This is a genomic window from Prauserella oleivorans (genome assembly GCF_042685745.1).
GTDB classification, from domain to species: domain Bacteria; phylum Actinomycetota; class Actinomycetes; order Mycobacteriales; family Pseudonocardiaceae; genus Prauserella_A; species Prauserella_A oleivorans.
This window is the reverse complement of the sequence record NZ_JBHUNT010000001.1, coordinates 3,936,601-3,949,952: the sequence shown is the minus strand read 5'-3', so window position 1 is coordinate 3,949,952 and position 13,352 is coordinate 3,936,601. Positions and strand designations below refer to the sequence as shown.

The window sequence follows — 13,352 nt, the reverse complement described above, 5'->3', positions numbered from 1 at the left end:
CGTGTGCCGCCACCTGGCCTACCTCGGTGCGCCGCGCTCACCCGCTGGGCCGGCGTTCCAGGCTCCGCACTCGCTGCTGGTCCAGTCCTACGCGCCGCGCGACATGCGGGGCGGAGGCGCCGTCAACGCCGACGGCTTCGGGCTCGGCTGGTTCGCCGACGACGGCAGGACCGTACGCCACCGGCGGTCGAGTCCGATCTGGACGGACGAGACGGTGCCGCGGCTGGCGGAGACCGTGCGCGCACCCGTGTACGTTGGCGCGGTGCGCTCGGGCACGGCGGGCATGCCGGTGGCCGAGGCGGCGTGCGCGCCGTTCGCCGACGAAGACTGGTTGTTCAGCCACAACGGCGTCGTCCGCGGCTGGCCCGACTCGGTCGCCGGGCTCGCGGAGAAGCTGCCGGTCGCCGACCTGCTGCGGCTAGAGGCCCGGACGGACTCCGCCCTGCTGTGGGCACTGCTGCGGCACCGGCTGCGCGGCAGCGCCGACCCGGTGGGCGAGATCGCCCAGCTCGTCACCGACGTCGAGCGGGCGGCGCCGGGTTCGCGCCTGAACCTGCTGCTGGCCGGGCGGGACATCGTCATCGGCACCGCGTGGACACACGCGTTGTCGGTGCACGCGGGCGCCGACGGGGTGCTCGTGGCATCCGAACCCTGCGACGACGACCCCGGCTGGCGCCCGGTGCCGGACGGCCACCTCGTGGTGGTCCGGCCGGGTCGCCCGCCGTCGGTGGAGACCACCGCCCTCGATGCGGGCCGTGCGACAGAACGGAGACAGGCGTGAGCGATGTGAATCTCGAGGTGCAGCGCAGCACCGAGGACGTCACGCGGGAACTGCGGGAGGACGTGCGTGAAGGGCTTTCGGCGACGCAGAAGTGGTTGCCGCCCAAGTGGTTCTACGACGCGCGGGGCAGCGAACTGTTCGAGCGGATCACCGAGCTGCCCGAGTACTACCCGACGCGCGCCGAGCGCGAGGTGCTGCGCCGGGAGGCCGGCGCCATCGCGGCGGCCACCGGCGCGCACACGCTCGTCGAGCTCGGGTCCGGGTCGAGCGAGAAGACGCGCACCCTGCTCGATGCCCTCGCCGCGCACGGATCGCTCGAGCAGTTCGTGCCCCTCGACGTCTCGGAGTCGGCGTTGCGGGCGGCGGCCGACGCCATCGCGGCCGATTATCCCGGCATCGGTGTGCACGGGGTAGTCGGTGACTTCACCGAGCACCTCGGGGTACTGCCGGGCACACGGCCGCGGCTGGTGGTGTTCCTCGGCGGCACCATCGGCAACTTCCTGCCCGCCGAGCGCGCGAAATTCCTGCGCTCGGTGCGCGACGTTCTCAGCGAGGGGGAGTGGCTGCTGCTCGGTACCGATCTCGTGAAGGACCCCGGCACGCTCGTGCGAGCCTACGACGACGCGGCCGGAGTGACGGCGGCGTTCAACCGGAACGTGCTGAACGTGCTCAACCAGCGGCTCGGCGCGGACTTCGATCCGGACGCGTTCGAGCACGTGTCCCACTGGGATCCGGACACCGAGTGGATCGAGATGCGACTACGCGCGAAGCAGGACGTCCGGGTGCGGATTCCCGGGGCCGGCATGGAGGTCACGTTCGCGGCCGGGGAACACCTGCGGACCGAGATCTCGGCGAAGTTCCGGCCCGACGGCGTGCGCGCCGAGCTCGCCGACGCCGGGCTCGCCCTGGAGCGATGGTGGACCGACGACGAGGGGCGGTTCGGCGTGTCGCTGGCACGCGCGGTGCAGTGGGGACACGGCATGATCGAATAGCGGCATGCCGAACCCGTTATCGGTCCTCGCCCGCGCGCTGGGGACGCAGCGGTGGCTGATGAAGCTGGCGAAGGGCATCGTCTGGGCCGACACCCGCCTGCATCGGCTGTCGAAGGGCCGGGTCAGCCTCGTCACCATCGCCGGGCTGCCGTCGCTGCGGCTCACCACGCGAGGTCGGAAGACGGGCGTGCCCCGCGCGACAAACCTGCTGTACTACCCGGATGGCGCCGATTTCGTCGTCACCGGCTCGAATTGGGGCCGCGAACACCATCCCGCGTGGACACTCAACCTGCGCGCCTGCGCGGAGGCGACCGTCCTCGTTCGTGGCCGCGAGGTCCCGGTACGGGCGCGGGAACTGACCGGAGAGGACCGGGACCGAATGTGGCGGCGGCTGCTGGAGTTCTGGCCCGGCTACGCCATGGAGCGGGACGAGGCGGGCCGCGAGTTCCCGATCTTCGTCCTCACGCCCCACGGCGGGACGCCGGATAGAAGCGGGTAACCGAGGGCCCTTCAGCCCGGGGCCATACGTCAGCCGACGATGCTCCGCAGGAGCAGCGCCAGTCCGCTGCCGCCCGAGATGACGAGCACGGCGACCCTGATCCGGCCGTTGTCCAGCACGCGCCGCAGCGGCCCCGAGAGCAGGAAACCCGCCACGAGAAACGGCAGCAGCCCCGCGGCGAGGACGAGCTGCGACAGGTGCAGCTGCCCACCGATGCCGAGTCCGGCCAGGGAGATGGCCGTGCCGATGCCGAAGCACGCGGCGAGCGTCGCCCGGATTCGCGGACCGGGCTGATGCTGGTAGACCAGCGCGATCGGCGGCCCGCCGATCGACGCGGCCGTGCCGAAGGTGCCGCTCGCGACGCCCGCGGTCCACAACGTGGCGGGCCGCGGCTGCGGGCGCCACGACACCACGGACAGCACCACGCACACGAGCACGGCCCCGCCCACGATCGCGGCGAACGGGCGCTCGGCGAGCGTGGCCACGGCCAGCACACCCAGCACGGTCCCCGGTAGCCTGCCGAGCGTCACCCAGGCCACGCCCCGCCAGTCGGTGTCCCGGTACTCCTGCGCGATCGTGAGTAGGCCGTGCGCGCTCGCCACGATCAGCAGCGGCACCGGTACGAGCGCGGGCTCGACGAGTGCCAAGAGCGGTGCGGCGACGAGGTTCATGCCGAAACCCGCCGCGCCCTGCACCACCGCCCCGACCAGCAGGATCGGGCCCGCCACGACGAGCCAGTCCATCACGGGCGGGCACCCTCCGACGGGAACGTGCCGGCCCCGGCGGCGAACACGGGAACCGGGCCGTCAGCGGTGCCGCGCAGGCTCAGGAACGCGTCGTCCTCCACAGCACGCCCTCTCCCATCCGTCGGCAGCACCTTGTCAACTCCATCCACCGTCGCGACCCGGCTCACTCCCACGCACTGCACAAATGTCGTGTTCACAGCTTTGCTGCGGCAACTGCGAAGAGGACGCGTAGCCTGAGGCGATGCCTTCCGGCTCGGACGCTGGGCCGAGTCAGAGAGACGACGACTGCTCCTGCCGGGCGGCCAAGTGGTCGGCCTTCGCTGTCCGCGCCACCCGGTCAGGCGCGATGAACGCCTCGGCGATGCCACGGGCTTGAACCAGCCCAGCCTCGCGCCGAGGTGCGTTGTGATCGCCTTCGACGTCGTAGATGAGGTGGCTCTCGACGTCGTCGATACCGCAGTAGGCCGAGATGCCGACGTCGATCTGGGTGCGCATCGCCTCGCGGTAGCCGTACTTGTCATAGGTTCGCTGCTTCGACCCGGCCACGCCGATGAGCACAGTGGGGATACTCGGCAGCAGCGCGTTGAGCGGCTGCTTGCCGCGGTCGTCGACACCATCGCCGTACTGGTACGCCCAGCCGCCGGTGAAGACGCGCTCGATCCACCCCTTCATCATCGCGGGCATCCCCCACCAGTAGACGGGGTAAACGAAAGCGAGCCTGTCCGCGGCTTCGACCCGGCGGTGCATCTCGGCGATCCCGTCCGGGATCGGGCCACCCCAGAAATGTGCGTGGTCAGCTTCGGTGAATCGCGGGTCGAAACCTTCCCGGTGCAGGTCAAGGACATCGATCGTGTGTCCCGCCCGCCGGAATGGTTCGTGGAAAGCCTCCATCACCGCGGCCGGATAGCGATCGGTGAAGGGGTGGGAGAAGACGGTCAGCAGATGCATATAAGGAGGAACTCCGTTCGACAGGCGAGGACTGACTCAGGTGCGTGTGACGACAAGGGACCTCGCGACGATCCGCGCGGCGTCAATGGCCCGCTGCCCGCGGTAGGACGCCGCAGAGGTCGCTCCCTCGAAGACCACGAGCAACTGCTCGGCGAGAAGCTCGTCCGCACCGCCGGTTTCGTGCTCGACGATCCGGGACATCACGCGGTGCAGTAGTTCCCGGTATTGCGAGACCGCGCGATCCACCTCCGGGATGCTGCGTCCGCCCTCGCCCAGCGCACGCAGGAACAGGCACCCGCGTGCCCCCTCGGACCGGACCCAGGCCGCCAGTGCATCGAAGAGCTCATCGACCGTCGAGACATCGAATACCCGGCTGAAGCGTTCCCGGCGAGCATCCAGGACCGCGGCGATGAGCCCGGTCTTGCTTCCCATGTGCTTGTACAAGGTGCGGGACGAGACCCCGGCTGCCTCAGTGAGCCGGTCCACGCCGATGCCGGCGAAACCGTGCTGGTCGAAGACAGGTTCGGTGCTGCTGATGATCCGTTCACGAGTCGTCGTCACCCGACCAATGTACCACGATCGTTTTACACTGGAGGTGCGGCTCGCTGCCGCGCACATCCGCGGGTGCGATGCAGCTGCTCCGTCTCCGTTGGGGCCGCCGGTGCGTGTTCTGCGTGGCAGACGTGGCCAGGTCCTCGCCTACGCGAGTGCGTTGTTCCAGGCGCGACGGCGGGTGCTCATCGGCGTCTCCCACCGACTCACTACCCAGCGCGCACTGACTTCAGGGATTCCGCCGGCGGGACGCCCGCGCCGTGGTCCGCGGCAACGTGTAAAGACCGTTCCACGAGTGTTCGCGGACCGTTCTGTCGACGAGGAGTGTCAGCGGAGCAGCTCATGAGGGTTTCTGGCTCCCGGCTCACCCGGATCGGCTTCTCGCAGCGTATGCAGATGGCCGGCACGCAGGGAACGGCACAAGCGCCCCCGGCACGACGAGCCAGTCCATCACGGGCGGGGATCCTCCGACGGGAACGGCCCGGCCCCCGCGGCGAACGCGGGAACCGGGCCGTCAGCGGTGCCGAGCGCACTCAGGAACGTGTCATCTTCCGCAGCACGTACTGCAGGATGCCGCCGTTGCGGTAGTAGTCCGCCTCACCGGGGGTGTCGATCCGGACGACCGCGTCGAAGGTGACCTTGTCGCCGTTCTCCTTGGTCGCGGTGACCTTGATGGTCCGCGGCGTCTCGCCCTCGTTGAGCTTCGTGATGCCCTCGAAGTCGAACGTCTCGGTGCCGTCCAGGCCGAGCGACTCCGCCGACTCGCCGTCCGGGAACTGCAGCGGGATGACGCCCATGCCGATCAAGTTGGACCGGTGGATCCGCTCGAAGGACTCGGCGATCACGGCGCGTACGCCGAGCAGCCGGGTGCCCTTGGCCGCCCAGTCCCGCGACGAGCCGGAGCCGTATTCCTTGCCGCCCAGGACGACCAGCGGGATACCGGCCTTGGCGTAGTTCTGCGCGGCGTCGTAGATGAACGCCTGCGGGCCGCCCTCCTGCGTGAAGTCGCGCGTGTAGCCGCCTTGCACGTCGTCGAGGAGCTGGTTGCGCAGCCGGATGTTGGCGAACGTACCGCGGATCATCACCTCGTGGTTACCCCGGCGCGAGCCGTAGGAGTTGAAGTCCTTGCGGTCGATGCCGTGCTCGGTCAGGTACCGGCCGGCGGGGGAGTCGGCCTTGATCGCGCCGGCGGGCGAGATGTGGTCGGTCGTCACCGAGTCGCCCAGCTTGGCCAGCACCCGCGCACCGTGGATGTCGGTGACGGGCTCCGGCTCGGCGGTCATGCCCTCGAAGTACGGGGGCTTGCGCACGTAGGTCGACTCCGGGTCCCACGAGAACGTCTTGCCCTCGGGCGTCGGCAGCGACTTCCAACGCTCGCCGCCGTCGAAGACGTCGGCGTAGTCCTTGGTGAACATCTCCTGCGTGATCGCCTGGTCGATCGTCTGCTGGATCTCCTGGGGCGAGGGCCAGATGTCGCGCAGGAAGACGTCGTTGCCGTCCGAGTCCTGGCCCAGCGGCTGATTCTCGAAGTCGAAGTCCATCGTCCCGGCCAGCGCGTAGGCGATGACCAGCGGCGGCGAGGCCAGGTAGTTCATCTTGACGTCGGGGTTGATCCGGCCCTCGAAGTTGCGGTTACCGGACAGCACCGACACGACGGTCAGGTCGTTCTCCTGCACCGCGTTGGAGATCTCCTCGGGCAGCGGGCCGGAGTTGCCGATGCAGGTGGTGCAGCCGTAGCCGACCAGGTGGTAGCCGAGCTTCTCCAGGTACGGCCACAACCCGGCCTTCTCGTAGTAGTCGGTGACGACCTGGGAGCCCGGAGCCATCGACGTCTTGACCCACGGCTTGACGGTCAGGCCCTTCTCCACCGCGTTGCGGGCGAGCAGCGCGGCACCGAGCATCACCGACGGGTTGGAGGTGTTGGTGCAGGAGGTGATCGAGGCGATCACCACGGCACCGTGGTCGAGCACGAACTCGCCCCGCTCGGCCGAGGTCACCTTCACCGGCTTCGACGGGCGGCCCGACGCGCCGTTCGCCGCCGAGTGGGCGGGCGCGGCGTCCTCGTCGGCGAAGGACAGGGCGGGCGCGTCGCTGGCCGGGAAGCTCTCCTCGACCTTCTCGTCGACCTTGGTGTGCGGCGCCGGGTAGTCCTGCTCGACGTAGTCGTGCAGCGACTTGCGGAACGACGACTTCGCGTCGGTGAGCTCGATGCGGTCCTGCGGGCGCTTCGGGCCGGCGATCGACGGGACCACCGTCGACAGGTCCAGCTCGAGGTACTCGGAGTACTCGGGCTCGTGGCTCGGGTCGTGCCACAGGCCCTGCTCCTTGGCGTAGGCCTCCACCAGCGCCAGCTGCTCCTCCGAGCGGCCGGTGAGCTTGAGGTAACGCATGGTCTCGTCGTCGATCGGGAAGATCGCGGCGGTCGAGCCGAACTCGGGGCTCATGTTGCCGATGGTGGCCCGGTTGGCCAGCGGCACCGCGCCCACGCCCTCACCGTAGAACTCGACGAACTTGCCGACCACGCCGTGCTTGCGCAGCATCTCGGTGATCGTCAGCACGACGTCGGTGGCGGTGGCACCGGCCGGGATCTCGCCGGTGAGCTTGAAGCCGACCACCCGCGGGATGAGCATCGACACCGGCTGGCCGAGCATCGCCGCCTCGGCCTCGATGCCGCCGACGCCCCAGCCCAGCACGCCGAGGCCGTTGACCATCGTGGTGTGCGAGTCGGTGCCCACGCAGGTGTCGGGGTAGGCCTGGCCGTTCCGGGCCATGACGGTGCGCGCGAGGTACTCGATGTTGACCTGGTGCACGATGCCGGTGCCCGGCGGGACGACCTTGAACTCCTCGAAGGCGTTCTGGCCCCAGCGCAGGAACTGGTAGCGCTCGCGGTTGCGCTCGTACTCGATCTCGACGTTGCGCTCGAAGGCGTCGGCGCGGCCGAAGATGTCGATGATCACGGAGTGGTCGATCACCAGCTCGGCGGGCGCGAGCGGGTTGACCTTGTCCGGGTCGCCGCCGAGCTCCGTGACGGCCTCCCGCATGGTGGCGAGGTCGACCACACACGGCACACCGGTGAAGTCCTGCATGACCACCCGGGCCGGGGTGAACTGGATCTCGATCGACGGGTCGGCCTTCGGGTCCCAGTTGCCGAGCGCGCGGATGTGCTCGGCGGTGATGTTGGCGCCGTCCTCCGTCCGCAGCAGGTTCTCGAGCAGGATCTTCAGGCTGTAGGGAAGCCGCTGCGACCCCTCGACCTTGTCGAGCCGGAACACCTCGTAGGAGGCGTCACCGACCTTCAGCGTGTCTCGAGCGCCGAAGCTGTTCTTGCTGGCAGGTGCAGTCACGTGTAACTCCATGCGGCGGTTCGTTCGGGTACCCAGGGCCGAGTCTTGCGCACCCCCGTCGCGCCCGCAGAGGTGGGCTCGATGACGCCCTGCTGACCTCAAACAGTACGCTTGTCCTTTTTTCGCTTCAAGGGGAGGTACGAGCCGGGCCCGGCACCACGTGTGGTACCGGGCCCGGGCCTGCGGTCGCCGGTGCGGCCGCGGAGAGGTCAGTTGGCGCCCTCCATCATGGCCTGCACGTCCTCCGGCTGCATGCTGCGCAGCACCGTCATGCCGAGCTCGGTGAACGTGCGCAGCGGGCTGACGTAGTGCTTGCCGTCGACCTCGGTGGTCACCACGCCCAGGCCCTGCTTCATCACGCCGGCGCCGAGGTTGGTCAGGGCGTCCCGGGCTGCCTGCGGCATGCCGGAGTCGGCCTCCTGCTCGACGATGGCCGCGAGCTGGTCGGCGCAGAGCCGCTCGGTCTGCCCCTGGAACGTCGCCTGGTAGCAGTCGCCGTCCTTCGCCAGCGACATCGAGCCCTGCGAGCCCAGTTCGAGGTCGAGCGCGGTGATGGTCGCGCGGGTGCCGCCGGAGACCTCACTGGTCTCGGTCTCGAGCTTGGTGATCCGCACATCCTCCGGCGCACCGGTGAACGACGACATCTCATCGAGGATCAGCGGGCCCACGTCGTGCAGCACGCCCATCTCGTCGGGCGGCAGCAGTTCGATCACGCGCCGCAGGTTGCCCTCCAGCGCCGCCTGCACGGTCTGCTGCACGGCCTCGTTGGGGGAGGCGGCGCCGTTGGCCGGGATCGGTTGCGACGGCCACTGCTCGCCTTCCTCGTGCAGGGCGTTGTCGGCGATCGTGTAGAAGAGGCTCGGGTACCACTCGTCGCCGACCTTCACCGTCGCGATGCGGATCGGCTCGCCCGTCTCGCGCACGACCTGGCCGATGTCGATCGTCTGGCTTCCGCCGGTGGCCGCGCCACCCGCCTCGGCGAGCATGGCGTCGCGGTATTCGTCGGCGATCGGCAGGTTGGCCAGGTCGGCCCCCAGCGTGACCTTCCCGCCGGTGAGCTTCGTGATCGTCAGGTGGTCGTTGATCTGCTCGGCGCCCTGCTCGTCGAACGTCAGGTTCTCGGTCGTGAGGGAGATGCCACCGAAGTTGCTCGGGTCGGCGCCCTCGGTGAGGATGCCCAGCCGCTTGAGCTCGGTGGTGGAGTCCTTCAGCGGGTCCGTGAGCAGGGCCGCCTCCGCAGGGGCGAGCGTGCTCAGCATGCCGACGAGATCACCATCGCCGAACGAGTTCGCCAGGTTGAGGGCGGCGTCGGTGGGCGTCGCGGCGCCCGCGGCGGCCGAGTCGCGCTGCCAGAACGCGAAGTAGCTGGCGACGCCGCCCGCGGCCACGACGAGGGCGACGACGAGCCCGATGATGAGCCCGCGCTTGCTCCTGCCGCCTCCGCCCGGCGGCGGAGGCACGGCGACCCCGCCCGGCTGCTGGTAGGCCGCGCCCGGCGGCTGCTGGTAGTTCGTCGGCGCGTACTGCTGCGGATATCCCTGCTGGGGGTAGCCGCCCGGCTGCGGAGGTGGCCCGCCGTAGGGCTGATTGCCGTACTGGCCGCCCGGCGGCGGATATCCGCCCTGCTGCGGGTTCGGCCACTGATCACCGGGGCCTGGAGTTGTCACGGTTCCCTACCTGTTCTTTCCTCGGGCGCACTGTGCGGGCGCTGTGTTCGCGGCGTCGGTCCGCGTCGCCGGGGACGCCACGCCGTGCCCAGCACGCCGAGCCCTCCGAGCAGTGCGATGCCCATGCCTGTGGTGGTGGTGAGCGGGCCCGCCGGCGTGATGCCGATGACCCCCTCGCCGTCACTGCGTTGGACGGTGGCGAGCAGTGAAACGGTTCCTACGACTATCGCGAGAAGCACCGTTGTCGTTGCGCCAACGCGGAGCAGTCGCGTCGCGAACAGCGCCACGCACAGCGCGCACAGCAACGGAACCGCGCCCCAGGCGGCGAGCGCGCCAGTGGCGAAGGGGTTGTCCAGCAGCGCGAACCGGTCGACCAGCCCGGCGGCCTGGTAACTGTTGCGCTCCACCTCCCCGGAGCGGAACCACGGCAGGAAACTGCCGGTCACGGCCACCACGAGGCCGAGCGACGACACCACGGCGCTCACGTGGGCGGCGGTCGGGCGGCTGGTCGGCATCGCGGTTTCCCCCTGTTCGCGGCGGCAGCAGCTCCCGCGTCCGCTGGGGCCGCGCCGGTGAGCGCATCCTGCCGGATCACGATTTGGCGTCGGCCGATATCCCCCGTTCTGGGTAAATGTGTCCGGAGATGACGAAGTTTCGCATGTGACATGTGGTGAAGTAGTGACTCCGGTGGCACAGTCTGTTACACCGAACGGGGAGGTGGAGGCTGTGCCGGCCAGGCTGAGGCGATCGGACGTGACGCGCGGGGGCGCCGCCGGTGTGCGGCGGGCGTTCGCGATCGGTGCCGTGTCCCTGGTGGCGCTGCTGGGTCTGGCGGGCACGGGCGCCGCGGTGCCGCCACCGCCCCCGAACCCGAGCGATTCCGAGCTCGAGGCAGGCCGCGAGGCCGCCGACGCCAAGGCGGGCGAGGTCGGCCAGCTCACCAACCGGCTCGCCGAGGCGCAATCCCGGCTGGCCGCCCTGCAGGCCGAGGTCGAGCTGAAGATGGAGCAGGCCAACAAGGCGCGCGTCGACCTGCAGTCGGCCCGCGCCGCCGCCGACCAGGCGGAGGCCGACGCCGCGGCCGCCAGGGCCGAGGCCGACGCGGCGGCGGGCGCCATCGAGGCCGCGCGCGCCGATCTCGACCGGTTCGTCGCGGGCAGCTACCGGCAGGGGAGCACGATCGGCTCCATCGGCGCCTACCTCGGCGCGGAGAGCCCGGACGACCTCCTCGCCCGTGCGCAACTGCTCGAAGCCGTCAGCAGCAGCGAGCTCGACGCGCTCGAGGACATGCAGCGCGCCCAGATCGAGAAGTCCAACAAGGACGCCGCGGCGCGCAAGGCGCTCGAGCTCGCCGAGCAGCGCCGGGCCGAGGCCGAGCAGGCCAAGACCGCCGCCGAGCAGGCCCAGGCCGCCGCGATCCAGGCCCAGCAGGGCCAGGCGGCGCGCACCAGCGAGCTCGAGGCGGAGAAGAGCCGCGTCGAGCAGCAGCTCTACGAAGCCCAGTCCCGGGTGGACGGGCTCGAGGGCCAGCGCGCCCGGTACGAGGACTGGCTCGCGCAGAAGGAGGCCGAGGAGGCGGAACGGGCCCGGCAGGCGGCACTCGCCGCGTCCGGCGGCAGCAGCGCGCCCGCGCCGTCGGCACCCGCGAGCTCGGCACCCTCGAGCGCGTCCGTCGAGTCGGTGATCGCACGCGCGATGTCCCAGCTGGGCGTGCAGTACGCGTGGGGTGGTGGCAACGCCTCCGGCCCGACCTATGGCATCCGCGACGGCGGCGTGGCCGATGCCCACGGCGACTACGCCAAGATCGGGTTCGACTGCTCCGGGCTGATGATCTACGCGTTCGCCGGCGTCCAGGCGTTGCCGCACTACAGCGGCTACCAGTACCACGCGGGCCGCAAGGTGCCGCTGTCCCAGGCTCGCCGTGGCGACATGCTCTTCTGGGGCAACGGCGGCATCCACCACGTCGCGCTGTATCTGGGCAACGGCCAGATGATCGAGGCGCCGTACTCGGGTGGATACGTCCGGGTCGTGCCCGTACGCTACGGCGACATCGTGCCGTATGCGACCCGGTTGATCGGGTGACCTCCGGCCTCGCGGGCATCGTGCTCGCCGGCGGCGCCGCGCGCAGGCTCGGCGGCGTGGACAAACCCCTGCTCGAGATCGCCGGCACGACGCTGCTCGAGCGAGCGGTGACCGCGTTGCGTGCGGCCGACCCCGTGGTCGTGGTCGGCCCGCGGCGCGAGGGAATCTCCGGCGTGCGCTGGACGCGCGAGGACCCGCCCCGCTCCGGCCCCGTCGCCGCGCTCGCGGCCGGTCTGCGGCTCGTCGAGCAGCCGCTCGTCGCGGTGCTGGCCGCCGATCTGCGCGGGGTCGGCGCGGGCACCGTCGACCGGTTGCGCGCCGCCCTCGGCGACGCCGACGGCGCCGTACTCACCGACGAGGCCGGGCGGAGGCAATGGCTCATCGGCATCTGGCGCACCACGCGGCTGCGGGCCGCGCTGCCCGCCGATCCGGTGGGCGCGTCGCTGCACCGGACGCTCAGCGGTCTCTCCATCGTGGACGTTCCGGCGCTTCCCGGGGAGGCCTCCGACATCGACACGCCCGAGGATCTGCGGTAGCCGGGGCGCACCGGAATGCTTCACAGCGGCCATACCGGGGGAACGGTTTGCTGGGGCCGATAGCCTCGGCCGTTGCCGTGCCCGTCGGCACGGGTACGGTCACACGGCGTAGACGAAGATCACCGGCAAGGAGGTTAGGTGTGACCGAGCCCGGCTATTCCGACGGCGCGACCGCGGCGCAGCCCGGCACACCCGCGCGTGACGCGCAGCTGCTGGAACGCACCGTGTTCGAGGTCAAGCGCGTCATCGTCGGCCAGGACCGGCTCGTGGAGCGCATGCTGGTGGGACTGCTCGCCAAGGGACACCTGCTGCTGGAAGGCGTGCCCGGCGTCGCGAAGACCCTCGCGGTCGAGACGTTCGCCAAGGTCGTGGGCGGGTCGTTCTCCCGTGTGCAGTTCACCCCCGACCTCGTGCCCGCCGACATCCTCGGCACCCGGATCTACCGCCAGGCCAGTGAGAGGTTCGACGTCGAGCTCGGACCGGTGGTCGCCAACTTCGTGCTCGCCGACGAGATCAACCGCGCGCCCGCGAAGGTGCAGTCGGCGATGCTCGAGGTGATGGCCGAGCGGCACGTCTCCATCGGCGGCCAGACCTTCCCCATGCCGGATCCGTTCCTCGTGCTCGCCACGCAGAACCCGATCGAGAACGAGGGCGTGTACCCGCTGCCGGAGGCGCAGCGCGACCGGTTCCTCTTCAAGATCGTCGTCGAATACCCGACGGCCGAGGAGGAGCGCGAGATCGTCTACCGGATGGGCGTGACGCCGCCCGAGCCGCACGAGGTGCTCAGCCCCGCCGAGCTCGTGCGGCTGCAGGGGGTCGCCTCGCAGGTGTTCGTCCACCACGCCCTCGTCGACTACGTCGTGCGGCTCGTGCTGGCCACCCGCACACCCGGCGAGCACGGCCTCACCGACGTGGCGGGGTGGGTGTCCTACGGTGCCTCGCCGCGCGCGAGCCTCGGCATCATCGCCGCCTCTCGGGCACTCGCGCTCGTCCGCGGCCGCGACTACGTGCTGCCGCAGGACGTGGTGGACGTCGTACCGGACGTGCTGCGGCACCGGCTGGTGCTGTCCTACGACGCGCTCGCGGACGGCGTGCCGCTGGACCACATCATCAACCGCATCCTGCAGACCGTGCCGCTGCCGCAGGTGACTGCCCGGCCGCAGGGCGGGCAGCCGGTGGCGGCAGGTGTGCCCGGCAGGTAGCGC

The 13,352-nt window shown here is 70.5% G+C and carries 12 protein-coding genes; 6 read left to right on the top strand and 6 right to left on the bottom strand.

The genetic code is table 11. From position 1 onward, the window contains the following. The first annotated feature begins 1 nt into the window (after nt 1). Genes egtC through ACFSZT_RS19335 form a run of 3 tightly spaced genes read left to right on the top strand, consistent with a single transcriptional unit; the run spans nt 2 to nt 2,272 of the window. Nucleotides 2-781, top strand: a complete 780-nt coding sequence (gene egtC, locus ACFSZT_RS19345; protein WP_377391031.1) for an ergothioneine biosynthesis protein EgtC — start codon at nt 2-4, stop codon at nt 779-781. Further along, on the top strand, nt 778-1,773 hold the full coding sequence (egtD, locus tag ACFSZT_RS19340) for an L-histidine N(alpha)-methyltransferase (protein ID WP_377391029.1): 996 nt from the start codon (nt 778-780) through the stop codon (nt 1,771-1,773). The genes egtC and egtD overlap by 4 nt, the downstream gene beginning before the upstream one ends. 4 nt (nt 1,774-1,777) lie before the next feature. Further along, nucleotides 1,778-2,272, top strand: a complete 495-nt coding sequence (locus ACFSZT_RS19335; RefSeq protein WP_377391027.1) for a nitroreductase family deazaflavin-dependent oxidoreductase — start codon at nt 1,778-1,780, stop codon at nt 2,270-2,272. 29 nt (nt 2,273-2,301) lie between these two features. On the opposite strand, the gene ACFSZT_RS19330 is transcribed toward ACFSZT_RS19335, so the two are convergent. The 6 genes from ACFSZT_RS19330 to ACFSZT_RS19305 all read right to left on the bottom strand — a co-directional run bounded on the left by ACFSZT_RS19330 (nt 2,302) and on the right by ACFSZT_RS19305 (nt 10,044). Further along, nucleotides 2,302-3,015 (bottom strand): sulfite exporter TauE/SafE family protein, encoded by a 714-nt coding sequence (locus ACFSZT_RS19330; RefSeq protein ID WP_377391025.1) that lies wholly within the window; start codon nt 3,013-3,015, stop codon nt 2,302-2,304. Nucleotides 3,016-3,288: 273 nt separating this feature from the next. Then, nucleotides 3,289-3,966, bottom strand: a complete 678-nt coding sequence (locus tag ACFSZT_RS19325) for an NAD(P)H-dependent oxidoreductase (RefSeq protein ID WP_377391023.1) — start codon at nt 3,964-3,966, stop codon at nt 3,289-3,291. A gap of 36 nt (nt 3,967-4,002) precedes the next feature. Next, nucleotides 4,003-4,527 (bottom strand): TetR/AcrR family transcriptional regulator, encoded by a 525-nt coding sequence (locus ACFSZT_RS19320; RefSeq protein WP_377391021.1) that lies wholly within the window; start codon nt 4,525-4,527, stop codon nt 4,003-4,005. A 524-nt stretch (nt 4,528-5,051) separates the two neighbouring features. Then, on the bottom strand, nt 5,052-7,874 hold the full coding sequence (locus ACFSZT_RS19315; protein WP_377391019.1) for an aconitate hydratase: 2,823 nt from the start codon (nt 7,872-7,874) through the stop codon (nt 5,052-5,054). A gap of 197 nt (nt 7,875-8,071) precedes the next feature. Then, nucleotides 8,072-9,529, bottom strand: coding sequence for a flagellar basal body protein FliL (locus ACFSZT_RS19310; RefSeq protein ID WP_377391017.1), 1,458 nt, complete (start codon nt 9,527-9,529; stop codon nt 8,072-8,074). After that, complete coding sequence (locus ACFSZT_RS19305) at nt 9,526-10,044, bottom strand: hypothetical protein (protein ID WP_377391015.1); 519 nt, start codon at nt 10,042-10,044, stop codon at nt 9,526-9,528. Before ACFSZT_RS19305 ends, ACFSZT_RS19310 begins: the two co-directional genes overlap by 4 nt. A 238-nt stretch (nt 10,045-10,282) precedes the next feature. On the opposite strand from ACFSZT_RS19305, the gene ACFSZT_RS19300 reads away from it, so the two are divergent. The 3 genes from ACFSZT_RS19300 to ACFSZT_RS19290 all read left to right on the top strand — a co-directional run bounded on the left by ACFSZT_RS19300 (nt 10,283) and on the right by ACFSZT_RS19290 (nt 13,349). Next, nucleotides 10,283-11,611, top strand: coding sequence for an NlpC/P60 family protein (locus ACFSZT_RS19300; RefSeq protein ID WP_377391013.1), 1,329 nt, complete (start codon nt 10,283-10,285; stop codon nt 11,609-11,611). Next, nucleotides 11,608-12,147 carry a molybdenum cofactor guanylyltransferase gene (gene mobA, locus ACFSZT_RS19295; protein ID WP_377391011.1) on the top strand — a complete coding sequence of 180 codons (540 nt, stop codon included), beginning with the start codon at nt 11,608-11,610 and terminating at the stop codon, nt 12,145-12,147. Before ACFSZT_RS19300 ends, mobA begins: the two co-directional genes overlap by 4 nt. 140 nt (nt 12,148-12,287) lie before the next feature. Beyond that, on the top strand, nt 12,288-13,349 hold the full coding sequence (locus ACFSZT_RS19290) for an AAA family ATPase (protein ID WP_377391009.1): 1,062 nt from the start codon (nt 12,288-12,290) through the stop codon (nt 13,347-13,349). Nucleotides 13,350-13,352: the final 3 nt, after the last annotated feature.

Coding starts and splice junctions, on each gene's coding strand:
- ACFSZT_RS19315 (WP_377391019.1), bottom strand. CDS start 7,874: ATGGAGTTACACGTGACTGCACCTGCCAGCAAGAACAGCTTCGGCGCT.
- ACFSZT_RS19330 (WP_377391025.1), bottom strand. CDS start 3,015: ATGGACTGGCTCGTCGTGGCGGGCCCGATCCTGCTGGTCGGGGCGGTG.
- ACFSZT_RS19335 (WP_377391027.1), top strand. CDS start 1,778: ATGCCGAACCCGTTATCGGTCCTCGCCCGCGCGCTGGGGACGCAGCGG.
- ACFSZT_RS19305 (WP_377391015.1), bottom strand. CDS start 10,044: ATGCCGACCAGCCGCCCGACCGCCGCCCACGTGAGCGCCGTGGTGTCG.
- ACFSZT_RS19325 (WP_377391023.1), bottom strand. CDS start 3,966: ATGCATCTGCTGACCGTCTTCTCCCACCCCTTCACCGATCGCTATCCG.